The organism is Pseudomonas sp. QC2, assembly GCF_002859085.1.
Taxonomy (GTDB): Bacteria; Pseudomonadota; Gammaproteobacteria; order Pseudomonadales; family Pseudomonadaceae; genus Aquipseudomonas; species Aquipseudomonas petroselini.
This window is the reverse complement of sequence record NZ_PKKS01000014.1, coordinates 158,654-184,415: the sequence shown is the minus strand read 5'-3', so window position 1 is coordinate 184,415 and position 25,762 is coordinate 158,654. Positions and strand designations below refer to the sequence as shown.

The window sequence follows — 25,762 nt, the reverse complement described above, 5'->3', positions numbered from 1 at the left end:
CATAGCAGCCCCTTACGCCACCTTGAAACGATTGACCAGACGCTGCTGATACTCGGCCAAGCGTGCCAATTCCTGGCTGGTGACCGCCGTCTGCTCTGCCCCGGCACTCACCTGAATAACCAAGTCATTAATCTCGTTCACATTGCGATTGATGTCCTCCGACACCGCACTCTGCTCCTCCGCCGCCGAGGCAATCTGAATGTTGCGATCGCTGATACGCGCCACGCCCTCAGCAATCTCCAACAGCAACTCCCCCGCACGCTCGACCTTGATCGCACCGTCCTGGGCTTTGCCCAAGGTTTCCTGCATGGAGGTGGTCGCACGGTCCGAACCGGTTTGCAGGTTGCTGATCATCCGCTGGATGCTTCCGGTGGATTCCTGCGTCTTCTGGGCCAGCACCCGCACCTCGGACGCCACCACCGCGAAGCCACGCCCATGATCCCCGGCCCGCGCGGCTTCAATCGCCGCATTCAACGCCAGCAGGTTGGTCTGCTCGGCAATGCCGCGGATAACGTCCAGCACGGAAGAAATCCCATCGCTTTCGTGTTTGAGCTCGCCAATGATCAGTGCTGTTTGCTCGGCCTGTCCCGAGAGCTGGCGGATCAGCGCGATGGTGCTTTCGATCTCGATACGCCCTTGGGTGGTGCTGGTGTTGACCTGTTGCGACATCTGCGCCGCATCGTTTGTGCTGTGCGCCACCTCGCGCACGGTGGCGCTCATCTCGTTGATCGCCGTGGCGACCAGCTCGGTGCTTTGGCGCTGTTGCTCGACGCTCTGGCTGGTCTGAATCGTCACCGTGGACGACTCCTCCGCCGCCGTCGCGACCTGTGCGGTGGCGTTGCCGATTTCCTGCACCACCCCACTGATCTCCTCTGCCATGCGATTGAGGTTGCGTGAGATCTGGCCAAACTCGTCCTTGCTCTCATAGGTCGCCCGCGCCGTCAGATCGCGTTGCGCCAAGTCGTTAAGCACGCGGTTTACGTCCCGTACCGCCAAGTCGATCATGCGGATAATCAGGTAGGACAACACCGCCACCGCCAGCAGGGCCACGACCACCGCTCCGAGGGTCAACCACAGGGCGCGGCTGGCGTCATCTCGCTCATGCATCGCCAGGTTGCTTACACTTTGGCTCAGGGCGTCTTCCACTTGGCCCATCAGGTCAATACGCTGGGTGGAAGTTTCAAACCAGGCTTCGGGTTTGATCCCCAGTGCCTGGCCCATCGGCACCTCGAACGCCAGGCGCTGCAACTTGCCGACGTCGACGGCGGCGGGGTTTTGCATCTGCGTGTCGAACTGTTGCAGTGAGGCCGTGGGTGCCTTGCGCCGGAACGCATCGTAGTAAGCGCCGAATTCGCCCAGGTTGCGGCTGAAGCGCGACAGCAGCGACTCATCGAAATGCCCTTGGTTGAAGACCAGGCCCAGCAGCACCCGCTCGCGGCCGGCGCGTTCTTTCATTTCGATAAATTGGTTCAGTGCGCCGAGCGCGTAGACAATGGTTGCGTTGTTGACGCTCGCTTCCAGGGAATGGGTGTATCCGATCAGCACGTTAATGATTTCGGTATAACGCGCGCCTGACTCAGTGCTGGTGATGCCGAGTTTATCGACCTGCGCACGCACCGCCGGTAGCTGATCCAGGGCCCGCAGTACGCTGTCCAACGTCGCGCTGCCTGACACCGATAAACCCCGCACCACCGCGACGGCAGCACTGGAGTCTGTGCGCATCTGCGCCATCCGCTCGCCCATGGACTTGCCGCCACTGCCGAGGAATACCCCACTGGCACCGCGTTCACGCTGCAGCGTGGTGATGAGTCGGCTTAACGTCTGGGCAGTGCCGCTGGCCGTGACCGTGGTGTTCATTTCACGCAGCGTCTTGTAGTTGTCTCCCACAAACACGCCGGCCAAGGTCAAGAACCCGAGCATGGGCAGCAGCAGAATCAACAACAGTTTCAGTCGCAGCGGAGCATTCTTAAGCATTTCCCTGAAGCCTCATTTCCATGGTTCACATTGACGCCTGCACGCCATAATAGTAGCACCATGATATCACCCATAAAAACGAGTCGACCTTGTCCCGCGGCGGCTCATGGGCGCCAATCGGCGTTGTACTGACCCAGATCAACAATCGGTCAGAAACAGCGCAGCCAATCCGTACGCTTAAGCCATCGCTCAATCCTCTTGAATACTTGCCTAATCCTCCGACTTATCGGATTTCGGATAGATAGCCCTTGTGCGCTGGTCTAGAGTTCGACAATGAGCGGCCGCCGCACTCTCAATACTAAAAATGGCCGCCTCCACCGATGATGAGCAGGTGAGCCATGGAATTACGCATCAACCAAAAAACCTATCAGGTCGACGCCGACGCCGACACGCCCCTGCTGTGGGTGATCCGTGATGACCTGGGGCTGACCGGCACCAAATACGGCTGCGGCCTGGCCCAATGCGGCGCCTGTTCGGTGCTGGTGGATGGCAATGTCGTGCGCAGTTGCGTCACGCCGGTAGCCGGGGTGGTCGGACGCGAAGTCACCACCATCGAAGCCATTGAAACCGATGACGTGGGCAAGCGCGTGGTCGCGGCCTGGGTCGAGCACCAGGTGGCGCAATGTGGTTACTGCCAGTCCGGGCAGGTGATGGCCGCCACCGCGCTGCTCAAGCACACCCCTGCGCCCAGTAAGGCGCAGATCGACGCCGCTATGATCAACCTGTGCCGCTGCGGCACGTATAACGCCATTCACACGGCCGTCGACGAGTTGGCCAAGCAGGAGGGCGTCTGATGAACACGCCTCCTGAACTGCTCGACCTGTTATCCGGTGAACCCGTCAACCTGTCGCGCCGCCGCTTTCTGGCGAGTACTGCCGTGGGTGCGCTGGTCATCGGTTTTGGCTTGCCACTCGACTCGGCCAGGGTGCAGGCCGCCGCCACCGTAGAACGTGGCACCCAAGTGCCGGCGTTCCTGGAAATTCGCCCGGACGGCAGCGTGCGCCTGCTCAGCCCCTTCATGGAAGGCGGGCAAGGCACGCACACCGCCATGGCGCAGATTGTCGGCGAAGAACTGGACGCCGATCCCGCCACCTTCGTGGTCGAGGCCGCTCCGCCCGGCGAAGCTTATGTGGTGATGGAAAACGGCATGCGCATTACCGGCGGCAGCATGTCGGTGCGCATGAGCTACCCGACCATGCGCCGCCTGGGCGCTCTCGCCCGCGCGATGTTGCTGCAGGCCGGTGCCGAGCAGCTCGGTGTACCGCTGGCCGAACTGACCACCCAGCCGGGCCGGGTGGTACACGCCGCGTCCGGCCGCTCGCTGGGCTACGGTGAGTTGGCCGGTCGCGCCCTCGACATGCCGGTACCCGACCCGGCCAGCATCACCCTGCGCGACCCGAGCCAGTTCCGCTGGATCGGCAAGCCGGTCAAGCGTCTGGACGCCTATGACAAATCCACCGGCAAGGCGCTGTACAGCATCGACCTGAAGGTCGACGGCATGCTCCACGCTGCCGTGCAACACGCGCCACGCCTGGGCATGACCGTGGGCGGCGTGCGTAACCAGGCGCAGGTCGAAGCCATGAAAGGCGTGCACTCGGTGCATGTACTGCCCGGCGCAGTGGCCGTGGTCGCTGAACGCTGGTGGCACGCCAAGCGTGCCGTGGAAGCGATCCAGGCCGACTGGCAGGAAGCGGCGTCCGACTCGACCGTGCGCGTGATGCCGGCGGACTTTTCCAGCGATGGCTTCCGCGATTTTCTCGCCGCCCAACAAGGCCCGGCCCGCGACGACGAAAACGAAGGCGACGTAGCCGCCGCCTTGGCAGGCGCCAAGACCACAGTCGACGCCACCTACCACAACCAATACCTCAACCACGCCCAGCTGGAGCCGCCATCGGCCCTCGCACGCTACAACGCCGACGGCACGCTGGATATCTGGCTGCCCAACCAGGCGCCGGACATGTTCCGTGCCGACATCGCCAAGCGCGCCGGTCTCGACGTGGCGAAAATCAACCTGCATTCGCCCCTGCTGGGTGGCTTTTTCGGCCGGCATTTCCTGTATGACTCGGCCAACCCGTATCCGCAGGCCATCGCGCTGGCCAAGGCGGTGGGCCGTCCGGTCAAGGTGATCTGGAGCCGCGAGGAAGAGTTCCTGCGTGATGTGCTGCGCCCGGTCGCGGTGGTCAAGTTCCGCGCCGCGCTGGATGACAAAGGCCTGCCGGTGGCCATTGAAGCCGTGAGCGCCACCGAAGGCCCGACCGAAGCCATCGCCGGCAAACAGGGCGAAAAGCTCGACCCCACCGCCCTTGAAGGCTTGTCGGGCAAGGCGTACGCCATCCCCAACAAACGCATCGCACAGATCTACGTCAAAGGCCCGGCGATGCTCGGCTACTGGCGTTCGGTGGGCAATTCGCTGAATGACTTCTTCTATGAAGCGTTCCTCGATGAACTGGCAGATAAAGGCGGGCACGACCCCTATGAGTTGCGCCTGCACCTGCTGCGCGACAACCCACGGCTGACCACCCTGCTGCAAGCGGCGGGCGAATTGTCCGGTGGCTGGAAACGAGGCCCCTTCACCGCCGAGGACGGCAGCCGACGTGCGCGTGGCGTGGCCATGGCTTCGCCGTTCGGCTCCCACGCGGCAGTGATCGCGGAAGTGTCGATCGAAAACGGCCAGGTCAAGGTGCACGATATCTGGCAGGCCATCGACCCCGGCAGCATCGTCAACCCGGCAATCGTCGAAGCGCAGGTGAATGGCGCGGTGGCCTTGGGCTTATCCCAGACCTTGCTCGAAGAAGCGGTGTACGTGAACGGCCTGCCACGGGCGCGCAACTACGACCTCTACCCGATCCTGCCCCCATCGCGCATGGCGCGGGTGCACGTACGGGTTGTCGAAAGTGGCGAAAAGATGGGCGGCATCGGTGAACCGCCGCTGCCCGCCGTCGCGCCTGCGGTGGCCAATGCGGTGGCGCAACTGACCGGCCAGCGTATTCGCAGCCTGCCCATGAGCCGACACACCTTCAGCTGACCTTCAGGAAATGCCCATGAACACCCGTCGATTCGCAAGAACCGCAGGCTGGCTGGCGCTGCCCTGCCTGGTCGCGGCAGGCCTGCTGGCCTGGTATGTCACCCGTGAGCCTGCTACACCGTTTGAAAAGGAACAGGCCGCCGCCGCCTTCGAGCCCGCAGTGGTCAGTCGCGGCGAGTACGTCGCCCGCTTGAGCGATTGCGTGGCCTGCCACAGTTTGCCCGGCAAGGCGCCGTTCGCCGGCGGCCTGGAGATGGCCACGCCGCTGGGAGCGATTCACGCCACCAACATCACCCCGGACCGGGACACCGGCATCGGCGCCTACACGCTGGCCGACTTCGACCGGGCGGTGCGCCACGGCGTCGCGCCGGGTGGCCGGCGGCTGTACCCAGCCATGCCCTACCCGTCTTATGTGAAGCTCAGCGACGACGACATGCGCGCGCTGTACGCGTTTTTCATGCAGGGCGTGCAACCGGCCAAGCAGCCGAATATCCCCAGCGCTATTCCCTGGCCGCTCAACCTGCGCTGGCCGATCGCGCTGTGGAACGGGGTGTTCGCGCCGACCGCCCCTTACGCCGCCAAGCCCAACCAGGACGCACTGTGGAACCGCGGTGCCTACATTGTCCAAGGCCCCGGCCACTGCGGCAGTTGCCACACGCCACGCGGTCTGGCGTTCAACGAAAAGGCGCTGGACGAGTCCGGAGCGCCTTTCCTCGCCGGCGCCCTGCTCGACGGCTGGTACGCCCCCAGCCTGCGCCAAGACCCCAACACCGGATTGGGCCGCTGGAGCGAGCCGCAGATCGTGCAATTCCTCAAGACCGGGCGCAACGCCCATGCCGTGGTCTACGGCTCGATGACCGAGGCCTTCAACAACTCCACGCAGTTCATGCAGGACGACGACCTGGCGGCCATCGCCCGCTACCTCAAGTCGCTGCCCGGCGACCCGCAGCGTGACGGCGCGCCGTGGCAGTATCAGGCGGTAACCGCAGGCCAGGACACGCCCGGTGCCCACACCTATGCGACGCGCTGCGCCTCCTGCCACGGCCTCGACGGCAAGGGCCAGCCGGAATGGATGCCCCCCCTGGCCGGCGCCACCTCGGCACTGGCCAAGGAAAGTGCATCCGCGATCAACATCACGCTCAACGGCTCACAACGCGTAGTCGCCGCCGGCGTGCCGGATGCCTACCGCATGCCGGCGTTTCGTGAGCAATTGTCCGACCCGGAAATCGCCCAGGTGCTGACCTACATGCGCAGTACATGGGGCAACAACGGTGGCGCGGTCGACGCGAAAGCAGTGCGCGAGTTGCGCGGGCATACGGACCCGGCGAGCAGCAGCCCGATCATTTTGCATATGCGTTGAAGGGCGATAGTCCTAAAGCCACCTGTGGCGAGGGAGCTTGCTCCCGTTGGACTGCGCAGCAGCCCCAGCCTTTTTAACAAAGTGCTGGGGCCGCTTCGCGACCCAACGGGAGCAAGCTCCCTCGCCACAGGTACAGTGTTCTGCCTTAACTGAGCTCCCCAGGGGAAGCTGCTGCGTACTTCGCGGTGCGCTTACCCCAATTCACGCTTGAGCTGTTCACGATCCAACGCTCCATCCCAGCGTGCGATGAACAGCGTAGCGACGCCATTACCGATCACGTTGATCAGTGCACCGCCTTCCGAGATGAACCGGTAGACGCCCAACACCAGCACCAGCCCCGCCGCCGGGATCACATCGATCGAGCCAAGAGTGGCCGCCAGGGTGATAAACGCGCCGCCGGTCACGCTCGCGGCGCCTTTAGAGGTCAGCAACAGGATCAACAGCAAGGTCACCTGGTGATACAGCGACACATCAATGTCCAGCGCCTGGGCAATGAAGATCGCCAGCACGGTCATGTTGATGCAGCTGCCGTCGAGGTTGAAACAATACCCGGACGGCACCACCAGGCCGACGGTGGACTTCTCGCAGCCGAGCTTCTCCAGCTTGCCCATCAGGCGCGGCAAAGCTGATTCTGAAGACGATGTGCCGAGCACCAGCACCAGCTCCTCCCGGATGTACTTGAGGAATTTCCACAGGCTGAAACCGGCCAAGCGTGCGACCAGGTTCAGCACCACGAACACAAACACCAGCCCCGTGATGTAGTAACACACCAGCAGGTTCACGTAGGCCCCCAGCGACTGCACGCCGTACTTGCCGACGGTGAATGCCATCCCACCGAAAGCCCCCAGCGGCGCCAAGTACATGACGATCTTGAGCATGCGGAAGAACGCCTTGGCCACCAGGTCGATGGTGCTGAGCAGCGGTTTGCCTGTGTCGCCCAACAGCTGCAGGCCGAACGCAAACAGCACCGAGATGAACAGCACCTGCAGGATGTCGCCGTCGGTGAAGGCGCCGAACACCGTGGTGGGTACGATGTGCGTGAGGAACCCGACCACGCTCTGGTCGTGGGCGGCCTTGGCGTAGCCGGCGATGGCCGTGGCGTCGAGGCTGGCCGGGTCGATATGCATGCCCGCGCCCGGTTTGAGCAGGTTGACGCCGATCAGGCCGATCACCAAGGCGATGGTGGTCAGCACTTCAAAGTAGATCAGGGACTTTAACCCGATGCGGCCGATGCGCTTGAGGTCCTGCATGCCGGCGATGCCGCTGACCACCGTGCAGAAAATGATCGGCGCGATCAGCATCTTGATCAGCTTGATGAAGGTGTCGCCCAAGGGCTTCATCTGTTCGCCCAGGCCCGGGCTGAAATGGCCGAGGATCACCCCCAGCACAATGGCTGCGAGCACTTGCACGTACAGGTGCTGGTAGAACGGTTTGCGCCGTGGAAGGGGTTGATCCACGGCGTCGATTGACGAGCTGATTATTTTTGTCATGGCTCTGCCTATAGGTTTTATGAGGGACGTCGCTGGGCGTTCAGGTCACCACGTTGATCGGACGGTTGGCGGCGAAGGCCTCGATGTTGGCGGCCAGCACGGCCTTGAGGCGCGCAACACTGCTTTGGCTGGCCCAGGCGACATGGGGGGTGATCAGCAGATTGGGGTGGTCGCAGTGCAGCAACGGGTGGTCGGCATGCGGCGGCTCGACGTGCAGCACATCCAGTGCCGCCCCACCCAGTTGGCCGCTGGCGAGCGCGGCGAGCACGGCATTTTCGTCGACCAAGGCACCGCGTGCGGTGTTGATCAGCAAGGCGCCAGGCTGCATCCGGGCGACTTCAGCGGCACCGATTAGGTAGCGGGTCTGCGGCGTCAGCGGGCAATGCAACGTCAGCGCATCGGCCTTGGCCAACACATCGTCGAAGGCCGCGTAGCCCGCCCTCACCTGCTGCGCACCACGGTGCTCGGCGAACAGCACGGTGATGTCCAACGCCTTGGCCAGTCGCGCGACACGGCTGCCGATGTCGCCACGCCCCACGATACCCAGGGTCGAACCTTGCAGGTCCTGGATCCGCGCGCCGTGCACGCAGAAGTGCGAGGACTGCGGCCACAAGCTGCCGGCTGCCGCGCGGTACGCCGTGAGGTGACGCCGCAGCGCAAACAGCGAACCGATCACCGACTCAGCCACGCTCACCGCGCTGTACGCCGGCACGTTGCACACCGTCACGCCTTGATCGCGGCACGCGGCGATATCCACGCAGTCGTAACCGGTGGCCGCCACGCAGATCAGCTTCAAGCGCGGCAACTGCTCCAGGCTGGCACGGTCAATGCGCACCTTGTTGGTGATCGCCACGTCGGCGTCGGCCAGGGCTTCAAGCACCTGGTCGGGGCTGGTTTTTTCACGCGCGGTCCAGGCGCTGGCCTGGACGGGACGAGCCAGCGGTGACGGCAGGCTCGCGCCATCGAGAAACACAATGTTCATGCCGACACCTGTTCGGAAATTTCGATGAGGTTCAAGTCCGGGTCGCGCACATACACCGAACGAATCGGGCCGGTCGCCCCCGTACGCAGCACCGGCCCTTCGATGATCGGCCAGGCCTGGGTTTGCAGGTGGGCGATCACGGCGTCCAGCGAGATGCTGGCGATAAAGCACAGGTCCAGCGCGCCGGGCACCGGCAGGTGGGCCTTGGGTTCGAACTCACGCCCACGTTCATGCACATTGATTTTCTGCTGGCCGAAACGGAACGCGATCCGGCCGCTGCCAAAGGTCTCCAGGCGCATGCCCATGACGCGGGTGTAGAAGTCTTTGCAGGCGGCAAGGTCAAGGGTGGTGAGGACCAGGTGGTCGAGATGATCAATCATGATGGGCTACCTGCTGGGTCAGGGTGTGTACGTGGTCGGGGATGGGGTGCAGGTCCAGGCGCTTGCCGGCCTTGAGGATCTGGCTGGGTGTGTCGTGGCCGATCAGGCCCGGCAACCGGGCGGATGCAGCCAGTACGCGGTCCAGGTGCATGCCAGTGTCGTAGCCCATCAGGTCGAGCATGTGCACCAGGTCTTCCATGCACACATTGCCGCTGGCGCCGGGTGCATACGGGCAACCGCCCAGGCCGCCGAGGGAGGCGTCGAAGCGGTCGATCCCGGCCTGCAACGCCGCCAGGGTGTTGGCCAGGGCCATGCCCCGAGTGTTGTGGAAATGCAGGGTCAGTTGCAGCTCGGGAAAGCGTTCGCGCACCTGGCGCGATACGGCCTCCACCTGTGAGGGATAGGCCATGCCGGTGGTGTCGCACAGGGTCACGCCACGCACGCCCAGCTCGGCAAAACGCCCGACCCACGCCAACACATCGTCGGCCGGTACATCGCCCTGCATCGGGCAGCCAAAGACCGTGGACAGCGACACATTGACCGCCACCGGCCCGCGCCCAATCACACCGACCACCTCCCTGAGCTGGGCGAACGACTGTTCGCGGGTCATGCGCAGGTTGGAGCGGTTATGAGGCTCGCTCACCGACATCACCAGGTTGGCCTCGTCGATACCGCAGCCCAGCGCCCGTTCGGCGCCACGCACATTGGGTACCAGCACCGTGTACTCCACGCCGTGATGGCGCTGGATCCCCGCCATCACGGCCTCGGCATCGCGCAACGCGGGAATGGCCTTGGGTGAGGTGAACGAGGTCACTTCGATCTTGGCGTAGCCGCACAGGCTCAGCGCGTCGATCAGGGCGATTTTCTGTTCGGTGTCGATAAAGGTCTTTTCATTCTGGAAGCCGTCACGGGTCGCGACTTCCTGCAGGTACAGGCGTTTCATAGAGAGGCTCCTTGTTTCAGATCAGGCCACGAGCGCGCCAGGCTGCGCGGGTCGGCGCGTCGATACCGATGCCATCAAGCACCGCGTCGGTGTGCTGCCCCAGGCTCGGCGCACGCGAATGCACACGGCCGGGCGTGGCCGTCAGCTTGGGGACGATGCCGGGCAAGGTGACGGCGGTGCCGTCGTCCAACTGGCTGGCGAGCAGCATCCCGCGCGCTTGGTAATGGGGGTCGGCGGCAATGTCGGCGGCGTCGTAGATCTTGCCGGAGGGGATGTTGGCGTCCTTCAGCGCGGCGAGCACCTCATCAAGGTTGCGCTCGGCGGTCCACGTTGAGATCGCGGCATCAATGCGCGCCACATGGCGCACGCGACCATCGTTCTGTGCCAGTTCCGGGTCGTCGGCCAGGTCGAGGCGTTCGATCTTTTCCATCAGGCGCCGGTAGATGCTGTCGCCGTTGCCCGCGATCAATGCGTACTTTCCATCCTTGCAACGGTAGGCATTGGTCGGTGCGATGCCCGGCAGGCTGCTGCCCGCCGGTTCGCGCACCGTGCCGAACACCGAATACTCGGGAATCAGGCTTTCCATCATGTTGAACACCGACTCGTACAACGCTACATCCACCTGCTGGCCGGCGCCGCGATTCTGCTCGCGATGGCGCAGGGCAAGCAGCACGCCGATCACACCGTGCAGCGCGGACAACGAGTCGCCAATCGATACGCCAACCCGTACCGGCGTGCGCCCCGGCTCGCCGGAAAGATGACGCAAGCCGCCCATGGCTTCACCGATGACACCAAAGCCTGGCAGGTCGCGATAAGGCCCGGTCTGGCCGTAGCCGGAGACCCTCAGCATCACCAGGCCAGGGTTGATCGCTGACAGCTCATCCCAGCCAAGCCCCCATTTTTCCAGGGTTCCAGGGCGAAAATTCTCGATCAGGATGTCGGCGTCCTTGACCAGCCGCTTGACCACCTCACGGGCTTCGACCTGGCGCAGGTCGAGCGTGACGGACTGTTTGTTGCGGGACTGGGCCGCCCACCACACCGACGTGCCGTCATGCAGCAAACGCCATTTGCGCAGGGGGTCACCGGTGACCGGCGGTTCGATCTTGATCACTTCGGCGCCGAATTCGGCGAGGATCTTGGCGGCAAAGGGTCCGGCAATCAGTTGGCCCATTTCGACCACCTTGATACCTTCCAGGGGTAGGCTCATGACGTTGTCCGTTCTTGTTGGAGGCGATGAACGGATAATCCCTGCAAAAACGCACCGTGAGAATGTCAAAGATTTCCACTACTCTTTCCTGACTGGAAACACAGAGGTGGAGATGATCAATTTACTTCAGCTGGATTTGGTGTCGCTGCGCCTGCTGGTGCTGGCCGCCAATACGGAAAACCTTACCCAGGCCGCCAACGCCGCGCATATGAGCGTTTCCGCCGCGAGCAAGCGCCTTGCCGAGCTCGAACGGGTGACCCACTGCACGCTGTTCACCCGCGTCGCCCGTGGGCTGCAACTGACACCGGCCGGCCGAGGCTTGGCGGAACATGCACGCACCCTGCTGGACGTGGCCCAGCAAATGGCCCATGACGCCAGCGACTACGCCAAGGGTGTGCGCGGGCACGTGCGGTTGTTTGCCAATACGTCGGCGGTGATCCAATTCCTGCCGGCCGACCTGGCGAGCTTTCTGGCGGCCAACCCCCATGTGCGCATCGAATTGGAGGAGGCGCTCAGCGACCGCACGATTCAAGCGGTGGAAAACGGCGAAGCCGAGATCGGTATCTTTGCCGACAACGTGCCCGCCCCAGGCCTGCAAACCCGGCCCTATCGTCGCGACCGGCTGGTGGTGCTGGTGCCACAGACGCACGCATTGGCACAGTGCTCAAGCGTGACCCTGGCCGACACCCTCGACTTTGACTACGTCGCCTTGAACCAAGGCAGCTCGCTGCTGCGCCGCATCAACGATGCCGCCGCCGGCACCGGCAAACGCCTCAAGGTGCGTATCCAGGTCAGCAGTTTTGATGGCATCTGCCGGATGATCGAGGCGGGACTGGGGATCGGCATATTACCGCTGGGCTCGGTGCACCCCGAGCTACTGGCGTCCACGCTGCGGGCGATACCGCTTGAAGGAGAATGGGCGTCACGCACGTTGTACGTCGGCGTGGCGGATGCGACGCGCCTGTCGCCGGAGGCGGCCAACCTGTTCAGCTATTTAAGCCACCTTGAACACTAGCGCCAGGTTGGCGGTTCGCCGGTAATCGCGGCGCCTACTCATGAATTTTCCTCATAGGTTCATGCCGATTTAACCGTCTAGTCCCTCCTCCCCGCCTCGCCTAAGGTGCCCATAACGCATTCGCACTCGCCGCAACCGGCACAGTGCAGTCTGCTCCTAACTTTCAACGGGCAGCTTCAGGTTGCCCGACAGGCGAGGACATCTCCATGCAAAAGCGCACACTCGGCAACAGCTCCCTTGAAGTCTCGGCGCTAGGCCTGGGCTGCATGGGCCTCAGTCACGGCTACGGCCCTGCCACGGCAACCGGTGACGCGATCTCGTTGATCCGCCGCGCGGTGGATCTCGGCGTGACGTTTTTCGACACTGCCGAAGTCTATGGCCCCTATCTGAATGAGCAAGTCGTCGGCGAAGCACTGGCGCCGGTGCGCGACCACGTGGTGATCGCGACCAAATTCGGTTTTACCTTTGGCGACGACAACAAACAGCAGATCCTCAACAGTCGTCCGGAGCAGATCCGCCTCGCTGTCGAAGGGTCGTTGCGACGCTTGCGCACCGATTACATCGACCTGCTCTACCAGCACCGCGTCGACCCGGACGTGCCGATCGAGGACGTCGCCGGCACCGTCAAAGCGCTGATTGAAGAAGGCAAGGTGAAGCACTTCGGCCTGTCTGAAGCCGGCGCGCACACCATCCGCCGTGCTCATGCCGTGCAGCCGGTAACGGCCCTGCAAAGCGAATACTCCTTGTGGTGGCGTGAACCGGAACTGGAGATTATTCCGACCCTCGCCGAGCTGGGTATCGGCCTCGTGCCTTTCAGCCCGCTGGGCAAGGGTTTTCTCACCGGGTCGGTCACCGCAGACGCGTCGTTCGGCAGCGATGACTTTCGCAGCATCGTGCCGCGCTTCAGCCAGCAAGCCCTTCAAGCGAACCAGGGCCTGGTGGTGCTGATCCGCGAGATCGCGGCGCAGAAGGACGCGACGCCCGCCCAAATCGCCCTGGCCTGGTTGCTCGCACAGGCACCGTGCATCGTGCCGATTCCAGGCACGACCAAGCTGCATCGCCTGGAAGAAAACCTCGGTGGCGCATCGCTTTCGCTTACCCAGGCGGAGCTGACGGCCATCGAGTCAGCGCTCTCGCAGATTCACATCGAGGGCGAGCGCTATCCCGAATCGCTCAAGTCGCGCGTCGGACGCTGAGGGGTACCACCGATGAAAACACTGATAGCCCCCTTAATCGCCTTGTCACTGCTGTCCGGCGAAGCCGAGGACGGCAACACGGTGACGTGGGCCGAGCAGGTGTCCGACGCGCAATATGCGGACAACAGAGCGGCGTCGGGTGGCTGACGATGAGTCGAGCATTTTTGAATGCCAGGTTCATGGCGGCAATGGTCGGCATGTCCGACGGCGAAGCCCTCGCAGCGGACGACAAAAAGCCACCTCTTACACGTTTTGTGCGCCAAAACCCTATAAGCAGCGCGCTCACCACAAAAATACGCAGACCTCGGCGAGACATGCTTAGATTGGGCAATGCCCTGCCCTTCATGAGAACCGCTCATCAATGTCCCGTGCCAACTTCAATGACCTCCAGTCCTTCGTCGTCATTGCCCGCGAGGGCAGTTTCACCCGCGCCGCGGCGCAGTTGGGCGTGTCGCAATCGGCGCTGAGCCATACGATGCGCGCGCTGGAGGCCCGACTTGGGGTGCGTTTGCTGACGCGCACTACGCGCAGTGTTTCACCGACCGAGGCCGGTCAGCGCCTGTACCTGTCGATGGCGCCGCGCTTCGAGGAAATGGAGCTTGAACTGGCGGCGGTCAGCGAGTTTCGCGACACGCCGGCCGGCAATGTGCGGATCTCCGCCTCGGAACACGCGGCGAACAACATTCTGTGGCCCAAGCTGTTGAAGGTGCTGCCGGACTATCCCGATATCAACGTGGAAATCACCGTCGATTACGCGCTCTCCGACATCGTCGCCCAGCGCCATGACGCCGGCGTTCGCCTGGGTGATCAAGTCGCCAAGGACATGATCGCCGTTGCGATCGGGCCTCCGTTACGCATGGCGGTCGTGGCCGCGCCCGACTACTTCACGCATCGATCAGCCCCGAAAACCCCTGGCGATCTTGCCGAACACAACTGCATCAACCTGCGCCTGCCGACTCACGGCAGCCTCCTGCAATGGGACTTCGAAAAGGACGGTCACGAGCTGAAGGCGCGCGTTGAGGGCCAATGGACGTTCAACAGTAGCTTGCCGATCCTGCGTGCAGCCATCGCCGGCTGCGGCCTGGCGTTCCTGCCGGAAGACATGGCGCAAACGGAAATGGCAGACGGCAGCCTGGTGCGGGTACTGGAGGATTGGTGCCAGCCGTTTCCGGGTTATCACCTTTACTACCCCAACCGCCGTGAGCATTCGTCTGCGTTCGGCGTGATCGTTGAGGCGTTGCGTTACACACGCTGAACCTCAGCTGAAGACAATCGCTATCGCGATTAAACCGTTTGATTAATACCCATGGATGTTCGGATCATGGCCGGCCTGTTTAACAAGGCCTGGCCGCCTGGAATGAACCACTCAGGACAACGCCGTTGCCCCTCCGGAATCCCTTTGTGCGGTACCTGTCAGCCTCCGTGCTGTCGGCCTCTTTGCTAACACCACAGTTGGCCCTGGCGGCAAGTCATCCCGACGGTTTTGCCAAGGCCGTAACCGGTGGTGGCGAAGTTGCGGCCGTGCATCCCGCCACGGCGGCCGAACTGAAAAAAGCACTGTGTGCACGCTTCGACACGCGCGGCAATTGCACCGATGACACTCCGCGCGTTATTGCCTTGGACCATGTCTTCGATTTTCGCAATTCGGTGGTGACCGATGGCAGTGCCCACGTCACAGAGGCCGGGTGCATGGCCAACGCCTGTCCCCATGGCGGAGGGCAATGGGCAATCGACGGTGCCAACCATTTCTGCCAGTCGAAACCACCCGCCACGGTGACCTATGACAAAGCAGGCTTGCAGCGCCTGAAGGTCGGCTCGAACAAGACCATATTGGGCGTTGGGGCCCATGCCGGTATCCAGGGCATGGGGTTGTTCATCGGGAGCGGCGCGCACAATGTCATCGTGCGTAACTTGACCCTGTCGGACATCAACCCACGCGTAGTCTGGGGCGGCGATGCTCTCACCCTGGACGATGCCGATGGCGTGTGGATCGACCACGACACCTTTGCGCGTATTGGGCGGCAGATGATCGTGACCGGTTGGGGCAGCGCGACCCATGTGACGATTTCCAACAACGAATTCGACGGCCGCACGCCCTACTCCGCGACCTGTGATGGTCACCATTATTGGGTGTGGCTGTTTCTGGGCCATCACGACACGCTGACGCTGCTCAGAAACTATGTGCACGACACGTCGGGCCGGGCGCCCCATTCGGGCGGCATGGGCGATGCCGAGGTGCGCGCGCAACTGGTCAATAACCTGTTTGCGCACCTGACGTACCAAGGCGCGATCATGTCCCGTACCGCCAGCTCCCATTTGCTGGTGGAAGGCAATGCGTTCGAAGACGTGTCACACCCGTTGTTCAACGATACCCGGCAACCGGGCACGGCGTACGCGCTCTTCGATCCCGTCGCGCAGTCGGCCACCGACACCTGCCAGGCCGCGCTAGGCAGGCCCTGTGTGGCTAACCTGCAGCACCTGAGTGGCGATGACTATCGTCCCCAGGATGCCGCGGCACTGGAGGCGTTCAGGGCATACCGTCAATACCTGGTTGCCCCGCAGCCCGCCGATAGTGTGCGGATTGAAGTCCCACGCGACGCGGGTGCGGGCCACCTCAATCCAGGCAGCCACTGATGCGACGATTCCTGCTGATGGTGTGTTGTACGCTTGCGGCCCAGGCACACGCCGCCAGCTTCGGCTTCACGCGCACCGACGCCCGAATCGTCGTCGACACCGGCGCAGACCTGCTGTTCAGCGTGGACACACGCAATGGCGACCTGGTCTCCATGCGGTACCGCGACAGTGAATTGCAGACCACCGAGCCCAAAGCCTCGCAGCTTGCATCCGGCCTGGGCAGCGCGCAAGTGGACGCGCGCACGGTGGCGGATGTGATTGTCATCAGTGCTCGCGCGGGCAATGTGATCCACTACTACCTGGCGAAAAAAGGACGCGCAGCTATTTACATGGCGACCTATGCCCCAACGCTGCTACCGGTGGGCGAGCTGCGCTTTGTTGCGCGGCTCAACGTCAGCAAGCTGCCCAAGGCCGATCGCGGCACCGACTCCAACGTCGGCACGGCGATCGAAGGCAAGGATGTGTTTCTGCTGCCCGACGGGCGCACCAGCTCCAAGTTCTATTCGGCACACGCGATGATCGACGACCCCCTGCACGCGGTCAAAGGCCCGGGCGTGGCGGTCTACATGTTGATGGGCAACCGTGAACTCAGTGCTGGAGGGCCGTTTTTCAAAGATATCGCCACCCAGAAAACGCCGATCACCCATGAGCTGTACAACTACATGTTCTCCAATCACACCCAGACCGAAGCCTATCGCGGCGGCTTGCACGGGGTGTACGGGCTGTTGTTTACCGACGGTGGCGCGCCCTCCGACACCTTGAAAGACCTGAGCTTCGTCAACGATAACCTCGGCCTTGCCGGCTTCCTGGGCAGCACAGGACGAGGTGCGCTGGCCGGTCAGGTTTCGGGCGTGGCCAGTGCATTGCCGGCGGTAATCGGCTTGAGCAATGCCGGCGCCGAATATTGGGCCCGTGCCGACGACAGCGGCCGGTTCCAGTTGACGGGGATACGTCCAGGGCAGTACCGGGTAACGCTCTATCAGAATGAGTTGGAGGTGGCGCAGCGCAGCGTTGATATCAACGCGGGTGCCACCACGCAGACGCGCCTGCAGGCGCAACCGTCGACAGGCCAAGTGAAATGGCAAATCGGCACACCTGATGGCACTCCGGCAGGGTTTCTTAACGCGCACCTGCTCGCCTCCGCTCATCCCAGCGACTCACGCATGGCACCGTGGAAGCCGGTCACCTACACCCTCGGCACCAGCCGCCCCAACGAGTTTCCCGCTGCACAATGGCGTGACATCAACACCCCCACGCGCATCACCTTCATGCTGGCCGCCCACCAAGTGCGCGACGCTCGCCTGCGCCTGTTCATTTCCCTGGCTCAAGCCGGTGGGCGCCCACAGGTGAGCGTCAATCAGCGCTGGCAGGCGCCCGCGCCACCGGCGTCGAAACAGCCGGACAGCCGGGGCATCACCCGTGGGACTTATCGGGGTAATAACGTGGTGTTTGAGGTCAGCATCCCCGCCAGCGCGTTGCAGGTTGGCGCGAACACACTGGAGATCGGTGTTGCATCGGGCAACACCGGTAAAGGCTTTCTGAGCCCGGGTTTTGTGTTCGATAGCGTGCAGTGGGTACAGTAATGATCACTGGCACTCGGTCAGTCCATTTCACATCAGCAAAGGCGTGTTCTGCGGCGTATCAAGCGGGATATCGAGGGTGAAAGTTGCGCCCTGTCCAGCCCCGTCGCTGTGCATGGTCAAGCGGCCACCCATTTCCTGCGCGGCGAGCGCGCAGCTGTGCAGGCCAAAACCGTGACCGTCTTTGCGCGTAGTGAAGCCATGCGAAAAGATACGCGCCAGGTGCTCAGGCGCAATCCCGTTGCCGTTGTCGGCCACCGACATTCGCAACACTGACCCGTCAACGAGGGACGCATCGAGGGTGATGCACGGGTTGCGATCGACCACGCCGTCCATCGCCTGCCTGGCGTTGCCGATCAGGTTCACCAGAATCAGCAGCACCCGGTGCCGGTCCAGAGACAGCAGGGGCAAGTCGGCAATCTCCTTGACCACCGCCACCTCCTGGCGCGCCAGTGATCCAGCGCTCAGGCGCAAGGCATCCTCGATTAACGCTGGCACCGAGACGGTTTCGACGACACTGACGGCAACGGCATAGGACTGCTGGGCGGCGACAATGGCTTTGATGTGGTCAATGCCCTTGGTGAGTTGCTCGAGTTCTTCGATGATGCCCTGTTGCTCCGCCGTCACCACTTCCGCCAGCTTGAGCAGGTAGCCGGGCAGCATCTTTCCTTTGGGATCGCTGGAGAGAAAATCGCTCAGGTCATCGACATGTTCGTTCATCATCTGAGCCACCTTGCCCAGCCCTTGGGCTTTGGAGGTGCGCATCTGGCTGCTGACCAGTTCCGCCGATACGTTCACGCTGTTGAGGACGTTGCCGACGTTGTGCAGCACCGTCGTGGCAATTTCGGCCATGCCCGCCTGACGGGATTTTGCCTGCAGTTCGGTTTGCACTTGGCTCATGCGTAGCGCCGCACGTACACGCGCCTTGAGCTCCAGCGGCGAGAACGGTTTGGCGATATAGTCGTCGGCGCCACTCTCCAGCCCGGAGACGCAGGCCTCGCTGCCGCCGCGGGCGGTTAACAAGATCACGGGTAAATGGGCGAAGCCAGCGCTGGCTTTGATTCTGGCTGTCAGGCCAAAGCCGTCGAGCTCCGGCATCATTACATCCGAAAGGACGACATCGATGGGCCGACGCTGCAGGAGTGCCCAGGCCTGCTCGCCATCAGCTGCGGTGGCGACGATGTAATCGTCGTGCAAAAGCTCGCTGAGGTAGCTCAGCATTTCCGGACTGTCGTCGACCACGAGCACCCTGGACTGCGAGGCGTGTTCCAAGTGCTGCTCGTCATCTTCGCCTTGCATCGAAACGCGGTCGTTGCCGCTGCCTTGGCGACCGTGGTCAAAACGCAGGTGGCGCTGCTCGGTGGTGCTCGTTGTGCTCGCCAGTGATCGCTCGTGCATATCGCTGGCTTCGGTCGGCAAGGTGTCTTGCTCATCCCCCAGCGGAAGTCGAACGAAGAAGCACGAGCCTTGTCCGGGCTCACTGTTGACGCCGACTTCGCCCCCCATCAGTTCGACCAGATACTTGACCAGGGCAAGACCGATGCCCGTGCCGCTGTAGTGGCGCGTGGCGGAATTGTCGATCTGGGAAAAACGCTGGAACAGCAGCGGCAGTTTGTCTGGCGCAATGCCAATGCCCGAGTCTTGCACCGCGAGTTCAAATCGCTCGCCATCAAGCGCAGTGACTGCCAGGTGCACGGTGCCGCCAGCGGGCGTGAACTTGATGGCATTGCTTACCAGGTTGAGGAGAATCTTCTCGAAGTGTCGGGGGTCCAGGAACACCGTACCGAGGGCGGGATCGATGCTGCAGGTCAAGGTGCAGCCTTTGCCCTCGGCCACCATGGCGGCATCCTCCGCCAGCACCCCCACCATCTTGTTCAGGTCAATGGGCGCCGGACACAACTCAAACTTGCCCGCTTCGGCCTTGGAGAAATCGAGGATGTCGTTCACCCGGTTCATCAAGCGCAGCGCGTTGCGTTGGGCGCGGTCGATTTGCACACGCCAGTCCGCCGGCGGGAGGGTCGCCGCCGAGAGCTGCTCCAGTGGAGCAAGAATGAGGGTCAGGGGGGTGCGCAGTTCGTGGCTGACCGTGGCTACAAAATCGCTCTTTGCCTGGTTAGCCGTCTCGGCCTGGTTGCGCGCCTGAATCAGCTCGACGGCCTGCGCCTCCAGCACCTCGGTCTGTTGGTGCAGCGTGTCGGTGCGTTCGGCGACCATTCTTTCCAAAGAGGCCTGGACTTGCTGTCGTTCGGCTTCGGCCTCGGCCTCCAGTACCCGAATACGCAGGGCATTCTCCTGGAACACCCGTACGGCGCGGGTCATGATCCCTATCTCGTCGCCGCGTCCTGCGCTGGCAATCGCGGCGTTCAGGTCGCCGGCCGCAAGCCGGCGCATGGCCGAGGCCAACGCCACGATGGGCTGCGCGACAAACCGCGACGTGCTCCAGGCGATGGCGCTTGCGAGCAGGATGGCAACAGTACCCGCGACCACCGTCGCAAGCATTCCGCGATCATTGTGAACCAAGGCCTCGGAGCGCGCTTCACCCGCGAAGCGCGCAACCAACAGCCCGGCGCTCCGTGCCTCATTGCGAACCTGGTCGCGCGCGCCGCTCAAGGAGTTGCTCGCCTGATGGAACCTGGCGAATGCCGTCCGGTAACCGGCGATCTGATCGTAGACCGTCAGGGCCGTAGCCTTGGTTTGCAACCCTACGGACGAAGGGAGAACGCGCGAGAGACGGGAGAGTTCGTCCAGGATGGCGCCGACCGCGCTGGCGACCTCGGGCGACGGTGACAAGCGAAACGACAAGGTCTGCGCCTCAAGGGTGGCAACACGCTCGGCGAAACGCTTGGACAGCGCGGCTGCATTTTGCAGCAAACCCGTGGCGGCCTGAATGTCATTGGCGTCATGGGTAACGTGCTCGTCCAGTTCACCCAACATCGCTTCAAGGCGCTCGGCCACATCCCCAAGGACGGCGAGATGCCGCAACGCCTCGCCTCCCCGGAGCTTGGGCGCCTCGCCAAGGTGCTCGACCGCCAGGCAGGCAGCAGCAACCGCCGTCGCCAACTGATCCAGGGCCTCAACCTCCTGCGGCGCCGCCATCACCTCGCGCAATTGCTCGACCACGGGCGGCAGTGCCGCGCAGGAGTTCCGCGCCGCGATGCCGGCCGCACGATCACCGGTCACCAGCATCTTGGCCAGATTGGCGGTGATGATCCGTTCGCTGTTTCGCAGGATATCCAGGATGCGGTGGGCGCTTTCGAGGTTGCTCACCCGCACCTGATGGTCGGCGGCACGGGCAGCAATCTCCTTCAGCCCGTCGGCGATGCCCTGTTCGACAAGGATCGTCGCCTCTCGCATCCGGCCGTAGTGGGCGGTCATGTTCTCCGTTTCGCCATCCATGGTCAGGGTCGCCGCCCGCAAGGTAGCGATCGCCGCGGCAAGCCTCTGCAGACTGCCCTTGAGCGATTGCGCCTCTGCCACCGGAATGGCAGTGAGGCCGACGATAGCCGTGGCCACCATGCCTTCGGCCTGGATCAGGCTTTCCTGGTCGCGGGTGGCGATAAAATTTTCCACTCGACCAGTAGCCGCGTTGACCGACGCCAGGATTTCCGCAGAATGGCTGGCAGAATCCACTGCACGTACCATGCCTCGCAGGCCGTAGAGGTTCACCAGCGATACCGCCAGCATCAGGAACACCAGTGCAGCGACCGCCAGGCCAATTTTGACGGCAATGGGCCTGTCCCTGAAGGGTTTGAATGTCAACATGGCACCTCGCATCCCCGCCCGCCGCTACGGCTTGATCACCTCTGGCAAAGGCGCGGGCGCCACCGTATTGTTGATGGCCGCGTCGATCATCCCCACAACGGACGCCTGGCTGTAGAGCGGATTGGCAGCGCCGCCCACGGGCATAGTGGCGAGCCAGGCGTCCAGGTCTTTCGCATTGATGCGCACCAGCGGTACCTCGACGAACTTCGGCACCTGCTTGCCCGCCAGAATCTGCTGGGCCACCCAGAAACCCACTTGGGAGACGCTCGGGGAGGCGGAGACCGAGACGGTCTCGTAGCCGTTGGCATCGCGTTCCTGTTGCCACAGGGCGAGTTCGTCTTGACGGTTCCCCATCACAATGATCGGCAACGGGCGTCCCGCCGCCTTGAACGCCATGGCGGCGCCATAACCGTCGCCCCCTTGAGTAGCGACGGCATCAATGCGGGGCAGCGACGCCAGCGCCAGCGCCACCTCCTTGCGTGCGACGGACGCCGTCCAGTTCCCGTACACGGTCTTGGCGAACTTCAGGCCAGGGTAATCGCTGGCGGCCTTGCGAATGCCGTCGCTGATATTTTTATCGGTGGCATCGCCGGCAATACCGCGGATCTCTAACAGCGTTCCGCTGCCCTTGAGGCGCTCGGCGATATAGTCCATTTCCACGCGGCCCATGGCGGACCAATTGTAGTCCACGGTATAGACGCAAGGTTCGGTGACCAGGCTGGCCATGACGACCACCACGATGCCGGCATTGCAGGCATCGCGGATCACTCCGTTGAGGGCTGTGTCGGACGCGGCCAGGATGACGATCGCGTTGACGCCCTTGACGATCATGTCCTGGATCTGGGCTGCTTGTTCCGACGCCGAGTTATTGGCGCTGACCACTGGGGCCTCTCGGATCACGCCATCCTTTTGCGCTTGGAGCGCAATCTCCTGCCAGTTGCGCACCATCACCTTGCGAAAATCGCTGCCCGCATAGGAGTTGCTGAAGGCAATGCTATGACTGGCGGTTGAGTCGCCGGCGGCGTGGGCTGGATTGGCAACCACCATCACCAGCCCGGTCACGCAGCCGGCGAAGCGCCATAAGATTCTGTGAATTGATTTAGCGTTCATGCTGTTCTCCATCGTGCATGGGATTTACCAAAAAGTAATCCACCAGCACCCGGCGACAGCCTGGATCGACTGCTTGGTCTGGTTGGAGCAGTCGCTCATAGTCGGGAAGGCGCTTGCCTCTCTGGTTGCTCCTGGGTTTGCACGCCATCGACGCTCAAACCAATGCGAACATCGCGGGCGAAACTGATGAGGCAGAATGGGTCGCAGCAAGCCCAGATCACAGCAGTGCCGACGAAAGCCACTGCGATAATGCCTGCACTGGCATGAGCATAGTATCAAAGTGCCCTATTCGCGCGCGGCCATGGCGGGTTTCGGCCCACTGAGCGTCCCACAAGGTAACACCGACGACGACACTTGGGTGGGGGCGCGCGGTGAAAGCCAAAGAAGAGGTTTCTTTGGGCGAAAAAATAGCCCTCGGGTTTAGCAAGGCCACTCAAACGAGTGTCGTCACGTGAGCCTACGATTTCAGGTTTTTAACGCTGGCAAACGTCAACTCCCCCCGTGCCTGCTCCAAGGTGTTCATCGGGATGGACACCGGAACGACCTGAAGAATCGGTTTCAGCACGCTGGCTCGCTCACTGGACGTCACCAGCCTCTCATCACTGGGCGGCACGCCAAAGTACTCCCGATAGCATTTGGAGAAGTGCGGCGTGGACACAAACCCACAGAGCAAGGCCAGCTCCACGATCGAGATGGGAGTTTGCTTGAGCAACTGGCGCGCGCGAATCAGCCGCAACCGAAGGTAGTACCGCGAGGGTGAACAGTGCAGATACTTCTGGAACATTCGCTCAAGCTGCCGGCGCGACAAGGCCACATACTCCGCCAGTTGATCCAGGTTGATCGGCTCTTCCAGGTTGGCCTCCATCAGCGTGACGACTTCCTGCAACTTCGGTTGCTGGGTGCCCAGCATATGCTTGAGCGGCACGCGCTGGTGGTCTTGCTCATTGCGCATGCGCTCGTACACAAACATGTCCGAAATCGCCGCCGACAGCTCGTGACCATGATCATGACCAATCAGATGCAGCATCATATCCATCGGCGCGGTGCCCCCCGAACTGGTGAGGCGATCCCTGTCGAGCGTGAACACGCTGGCACTGAGGGTCACCCGTGGGAAGGCTTCCTGCATGGCCGCCAACCATTCCCAATGCACACTGCATTCAAATCCGTCGAGCAACCCCGCGCGAGCCAACACCCAACTGCCGGTACAAATACCGCCCAGGCGCGTCGAATAACGCGCCTGGGTGCGCAGCCACTTCACGAGCTCGCCGGTCACCGTGTTCTGAATGCTCGTACCGCCGCACACCAACACGATATCGGCAGCCGGCGCAGTGCCTGCCGAACAGTCAGGTGTGATGGGCATGCCATCGCTGGCCCATACGGGATTACCGTCGACACTTGCGGTGTGCCAACGATAAAGCTCCTGACCCGACAGCTGGTTGGCCATGCGTAGCGGCTCGACCGCAGACGCCAAGGAGATCAAGGTGAACTGGTCCAGCAGCAAGAAAACCAGACGGGTAACAGGCCGGGCGTTCATGGGCGCGAAGCGACGGGCATCGGCTTCTGCGCGCTGTCGGGTTGCCGCGCCGTGATGACGCCGACCAGGGAAATCAACAAGGCCAACCCGATAGTCGAAGACACCTCAAAGCGATGCTCAGGCGTCAACAGCATCACCGCCAATGCGGTGCAAATGAAGGCGATGACCAACCAGGTCAACCAGGGAAACAGCCACATTTTGAACGTCAGCGTGACGTTGCGGCGTTGCAGGACCTTGCGCATGCGCAGTTGTGAAACCGCGATCACCAAGTACACCAGCAAGGCGATGGCACCCGAGCTGGCCAGTAGAAACTGGAACAGCCCCGCGGGCATGAAGTAACTGAGCAAGGTCACGCCAGCCCCCAGTACCGTACTGGCGATGACTGCGGCCCTCGGCACGCTCGCTGCCGATGTCTTTTTCATCAGCGTGGGCGCATCCCCCCGCTTGCCCAGGGAGTACAACATGCGCGACGCAATGTAGATGGACGAGTTCATGCAACTGGCCACGGCGATCAACACCACCACGTCCACCAGTAGCTTGGCATGGGGAATGTTCATCAACTCCAGTGCGCGCTGATAAGAACCGACCGACGCCAACAGCGGGTCATTCCAAGGCACAACGGAAATAACCACAAAGATCGACAGCACGTAAAACACCCCGATGCGCCACATCACCGAACGCGTAGCCCGGGCGATATTCTGCGCCGGGTTATTGGACTCTGCGGCCGCAATGGTGACGGCTTCCGTGCCGATAAAGCTGAACATGATGGTAATGAATGCCCCGACCACCGCAGACAAGCCATTCGGTGCGAACCCGCCGTGCTCTTCCATCAGTCGACTCAAGCCGCTGGCCTCCCGCTCCGGGATCCAGCCCATCAATACCGCGCCCCCCAGACCGATGAAACCAATGATCGCCACCACCTTGGCCATGGCAAACCAGAACTCGAATTCGCCGTACTTGGAGACGCTGAACAAATTGGTGACCACCAACAAAAAGATCGACAACAAGGCAAACAGCCAAGCGTCGATCTGCGGGAACCACTGGTTCAGGATATGCCCGGCAGCCAGCGCCTCGATGGGAATCACCAGCACCCAGAACCACCAGTACAGCCAGCCGATCGTAAACCCGGCCCAGCGCCCGATGGCTTGGTCGGCGTAGGTTGAGAAAGAGCCGGTGTCCGGGTTGGCCACCGCCATCTCCCCCAACATACGCATGACCAGCACCACCAACAGCCCGGAAAACAGATACGCCAGCATCACGGCCGGCCCCGCCGCCGCAATGGCATGCCCGGAGCCGACAAACAATCCCGCACCGATAATGCCTGCGATGGAGAGCATGGTGACATGACGCGGCTTGAAGCCCTGCGCCAGCTGGCCGTTTGAATCCTTGGAACTCAGGCTATTCATCGTTGTTTTTATTCTCTGTGATCGACGCCAGGACGCACTGACTGAAGGGTCAGGTGATCATCTTTTTTTAATGACGGGTCACAGTACGCGGCATTCCCGCCGCGAAAATAGCCTCATAGCGGCACACAAGCGCCTGATATCGACATGGGCCAAAGCGGCTCATC

At 62.6% G+C, this 25,762-nt stretch carries 18 protein-coding genes and 3 pseudogenes; 9 read left to right on the top strand and 12 right to left on the bottom strand.

Annotated elements, in window-relative coordinates; genetic code table 11:
* Positions 1–12 precede the first annotated feature (12 nt).
* Positions 13–1,920, bottom strand: coding sequence for a methyl-accepting chemotaxis protein (locus QCBJ_RS13920; RefSeq protein WP_371916674.1), 1,908 nt, complete (start codon positions 1,918–1,920; stop codon positions 13–15).
* 392 nt (positions 1,921–2,312) lie between these two features.
* On the opposite strand from QCBJ_RS13920, the gene QCBJ_RS13915 reads away from it, so the two are divergent.
* Genes QCBJ_RS13915 through QCBJ_RS13905 form a run of 3 tightly spaced genes read left to right on the top strand, consistent with a single transcriptional unit; the run spans position 2,313 to position 6,359 of the window.
* A complete protein-coding gene (locus QCBJ_RS13915) occupies positions 2,313–2,768 on the top strand; it encodes a (2Fe-2S)-binding protein (protein ID WP_046035403.1) in 456 nt (151 codons plus the stop codon).
* Positions 2,768–4,999 (top strand): molybdopterin cofactor-binding domain-containing protein, encoded by a 2,232-nt coding sequence (locus tag QCBJ_RS13910; RefSeq protein WP_102061051.1) that lies wholly within the window; start codon positions 2,768–2,770, stop codon positions 4,997–4,999. Before QCBJ_RS13915 ends, QCBJ_RS13910 begins: the two co-directional genes overlap by 1 nt.
* A gap of 16 nt (positions 5,000–5,015) precedes the next feature.
* A complete protein-coding gene (locus QCBJ_RS13905; protein WP_102061050.1) occupies positions 5,016–6,359 on the top strand; it encodes a cytochrome c in 1,344 nt (447 codons plus the stop codon).
* Between the two features lie 191 nt (positions 6,360–6,550).
* Here the strand turns inward: QCBJ_RS13905 and dctA are convergent, their stop codons facing one another.
* From dctA to QCBJ_RS13880, 5 genes are read right to left on the bottom strand one after another with little or no spacing between them, the layout of a single operon-like run.
* On the bottom strand, positions 6,551–7,849 hold the full coding sequence (dctA, locus tag QCBJ_RS13900) for a C4-dicarboxylate transporter DctA (protein ID WP_102061049.1): 1,299 nt from the start codon (positions 7,847–7,849) through the stop codon (positions 6,551–6,553).
* Positions 7,850–7,889: 40 nt separating this feature from the next.
* Positions 7,890–8,831 carry a D-2-hydroxyacid dehydrogenase gene (locus tag QCBJ_RS13895; protein ID WP_102061048.1) on the bottom strand — a complete coding sequence of 314 codons (942 nt, stop codon included), beginning with the start codon at positions 8,829–8,831 and terminating at the stop codon, positions 7,890–7,892.
* Positions 8,828–9,211, bottom strand: a complete 384-nt coding sequence (locus QCBJ_RS13890) for a VOC family protein (RefSeq protein ID WP_102061047.1) — start codon at positions 9,209–9,211, stop codon at positions 8,828–8,830. Before QCBJ_RS13890 ends, QCBJ_RS13895 begins: the two co-directional genes overlap by 4 nt.
* Positions 9,204–10,154 (bottom strand): hydroxymethylglutaryl-CoA lyase, encoded by a 951-nt coding sequence (locus QCBJ_RS13885; RefSeq protein WP_102061046.1) that lies wholly within the window; start codon positions 10,152–10,154, stop codon positions 9,204–9,206. Before QCBJ_RS13885 ends, QCBJ_RS13890 begins: the two co-directional genes overlap by 8 nt.
* Before the next feature lie 16 nt (positions 10,155–10,170).
* Positions 10,171–11,361: a CaiB/BaiF CoA-transferase family protein gene (locus QCBJ_RS13880; RefSeq protein ID WP_102061045.1), complete on the bottom strand. Its 1,191-nt coding sequence runs from the start codon at positions 11,359–11,361 to the stop codon at positions 10,171–10,173.
* Between the two features lie 112 nt (positions 11,362–11,473).
* Here QCBJ_RS13880 and QCBJ_RS13875 point away from each other — a divergent pair, with 112 nt between their 5' ends.
* The 6 genes from QCBJ_RS13875 (at position 11,474) to QCBJ_RS13855 (ending at position 17,789) form a co-directional block, all read left to right on the top strand.
* A complete protein-coding gene (locus QCBJ_RS13875; RefSeq protein ID WP_102061064.1) occupies positions 11,474–12,376 on the top strand; it encodes a LysR substrate-binding domain-containing protein in 903 nt (300 codons plus the stop codon).
* A 206-nt stretch (positions 12,377–12,582) separates the two neighbouring features.
* The gene (locus tag QCBJ_RS13870; protein ID WP_102061044.1) at positions 12,583–13,572 is read left to right on the top strand and encodes an aldo/keto reductase; all 990 of its coding nucleotides are present in this window, start codon (positions 12,583–12,585) and stop codon (positions 13,570–13,572) included.
* A gap of 12 nt (positions 13,573–13,584) precedes the next feature.
* Positions 13,585–13,719, top strand: a complete 135-nt coding sequence (locus tag QCBJ_RS30410) for a hypothetical protein (RefSeq protein ID WP_256581508.1) — start codon at positions 13,585–13,587, stop codon at positions 13,717–13,719.
* A 214-nt stretch (positions 13,720–13,933) separates the two neighbouring features.
* Positions 13,934–14,827 (top strand): LysR family transcriptional regulator, encoded by an 894-nt coding sequence (locus QCBJ_RS13865; RefSeq protein ID WP_102061043.1) that lies wholly within the window; start codon positions 13,934–13,936, stop codon positions 14,825–14,827.
* A 146-nt stretch (positions 14,828–14,973) separates the two neighbouring features.
* The gene (locus QCBJ_RS13860) at positions 14,974–16,206 is read left to right on the top strand and encodes a pectate lyase (RefSeq protein ID WP_102061042.1); all 1,233 of its coding nucleotides are present in this window, start codon (positions 14,974–14,976) and stop codon (positions 16,204–16,206) included.
* Complete coding sequence (locus QCBJ_RS13855) at positions 16,206–17,789, top strand: rhamnogalacturonan lyase B N-terminal domain-containing protein (protein ID WP_102061041.1); 1,584 nt, start codon at positions 16,206–16,208, stop codon at positions 17,787–17,789. Before QCBJ_RS13860 ends, QCBJ_RS13855 begins: the two co-directional genes overlap by 1 nt.
* 27 nt (positions 17,790–17,816) lie before the next feature.
* Here the strand turns inward: QCBJ_RS13855 and QCBJ_RS30730 are convergent.
* The 6 genes and pseudogenes from QCBJ_RS30730 to gabP all read right to left on the bottom strand — a co-directional run.
* Positions 17,817–18,167: pseudogene (locus tag QCBJ_RS30730) on the bottom strand (ATP-binding protein); the annotation flags it as partial.
* A 519-nt stretch (positions 18,168–18,686) separates the two neighbouring features.
* Positions 18,687–19,022, bottom strand: a pseudogene (locus QCBJ_RS30725) (response regulator transcription factor); the annotation flags it as partial.
* A gap of 213 nt (positions 19,023–19,235) precedes the next feature.
* Positions 19,236–20,285 (bottom strand): annotated as a pseudogene (locus QCBJ_RS30720) (sensor histidine kinase); the annotation flags it as partial.
* 1,287 nt (positions 20,286–21,572) lie between these two features.
* A complete protein-coding gene (locus QCBJ_RS13845; RefSeq protein WP_102061039.1) occupies positions 21,573–22,658 on the bottom strand; it encodes an ABC transporter substrate-binding protein in 1,086 nt (361 codons plus the stop codon).
* Positions 22,659–23,115: 457 nt separating this feature from the next.
* Positions 23,116–24,192: a GlxA family transcriptional regulator gene (locus QCBJ_RS13840; protein ID WP_102061038.1), complete on the bottom strand. Its 1,077-nt coding sequence runs from the start codon at positions 24,190–24,192 to the stop codon at positions 23,116–23,118.
* The gene (gabP, locus tag QCBJ_RS13835) at positions 24,189–25,598 is read right to left on the bottom strand and encodes a GABA permease (RefSeq protein WP_012723493.1); all 1,410 of its coding nucleotides are present in this window, start codon (positions 25,596–25,598) and stop codon (positions 24,189–24,191) included. Before gabP ends, QCBJ_RS13840 begins: the two co-directional genes overlap by 4 nt.
* Between the last annotated feature and the right edge of the window lie 164 nt (positions 25,599–25,762).

What these genes read in the sequence shown, in the direction of transcription:
- QCBJ_RS13920 (WP_371916674.1), bottom strand. Translation starts at nt 1,920, where the DNA reads ATGCTCGGGTTCTTGACCTTGGCCGGCGTGTTTGTGGGAGACAACTAC.
- QCBJ_RS13915 (WP_046035403.1), top strand. Translation starts at nt 2,313, where the DNA reads ATGGAATTACGCATCAACCAAAAAACCTATCAGGTCGACGCCGACGCC.
- QCBJ_RS13910 (WP_102061051.1), top strand. Translation starts at nt 2,768, where the DNA reads ATGAACACGCCTCCTGAACTGCTCGACCTGTTATCCGGTGAACCCGTC.
- QCBJ_RS13905 (WP_102061050.1), top strand. Translation starts at nt 5,016, where the DNA reads ATGAACACCCGTCGATTCGCAAGAACCGCAGGCTGGCTGGCGCTGCCC.
- dctA (WP_102061049.1), bottom strand. Translation starts at nt 7,849, where the DNA reads ATGACAAAAATAATCAGCTCGTCAATCGACGCCGTGGATCAACCCCTT.
- QCBJ_RS13895 (WP_102061048.1), bottom strand. Translation starts at nt 8,831, where the DNA reads ATGAACATTGTGTTTCTCGATGGCGCGAGCCTGCCGTCACCGCTGGCT.
- QCBJ_RS13890 (WP_102061047.1), bottom strand. Translation starts at nt 9,211, where the DNA reads ATGATTGATCATCTCGACCACCTGGTCCTCACCACCCTTGACCTTGCC.
- QCBJ_RS13885 (WP_102061046.1), bottom strand. Translation starts at nt 10,154, where the DNA reads ATGAAACGCCTGTACCTGCAGGAAGTCGCGACCCGTGACGGCTTCCAG.
- QCBJ_RS13880 (WP_102061045.1), bottom strand. Translation starts at nt 11,361, where the DNA reads ATGAGCCTACCCCTGGAAGGTATCAAGGTGGTCGAAATGGGCCAACTG.
- QCBJ_RS13875 (WP_102061064.1), top strand. Translation starts at nt 11,474, where the DNA reads ATGATCAATTTACTTCAGCTGGATTTGGTGTCGCTGCGCCTGCTGGTG.
- QCBJ_RS13870 (WP_102061044.1), top strand. Translation starts at nt 12,583, where the DNA reads ATGCAAAAGCGCACACTCGGCAACAGCTCCCTTGAAGTCTCGGCGCTA.
- QCBJ_RS30410 (WP_256581508.1), top strand. Translation starts at nt 13,585, where the DNA reads ATGAAAACACTGATAGCCCCCTTAATCGCCTTGTCACTGCTGTCCGGC.
- QCBJ_RS13865 (WP_102061043.1), top strand. Translation starts at nt 13,934, where the DNA reads ATGTCCCGTGCCAACTTCAATGACCTCCAGTCCTTCGTCGTCATTGCC.
- QCBJ_RS13855 (WP_102061041.1), top strand. Translation starts at nt 16,206, where the DNA reads ATGCGACGATTCCTGCTGATGGTGTGTTGTACGCTTGCGGCCCAGGCA.
- QCBJ_RS13845 (WP_102061039.1), bottom strand. Translation starts at nt 22,658, where the DNA reads ATGAACGCTAAATCAATTCACAGAATCTTATGGCGCTTCGCCGGCTGC.
- QCBJ_RS13840 (WP_102061038.1), bottom strand. Translation starts at nt 24,192, where the DNA reads ATGAACGCCCGGCCTGTTACCCGTCTGGTTTTCTTGCTGCTGGACCAG.
- gabP (WP_012723493.1), bottom strand. Translation starts at nt 25,598, where the DNA reads ATGAATAGCCTGAGTTCCAAGGATTCAAACGGCCAGCTGGCGCAGGGC.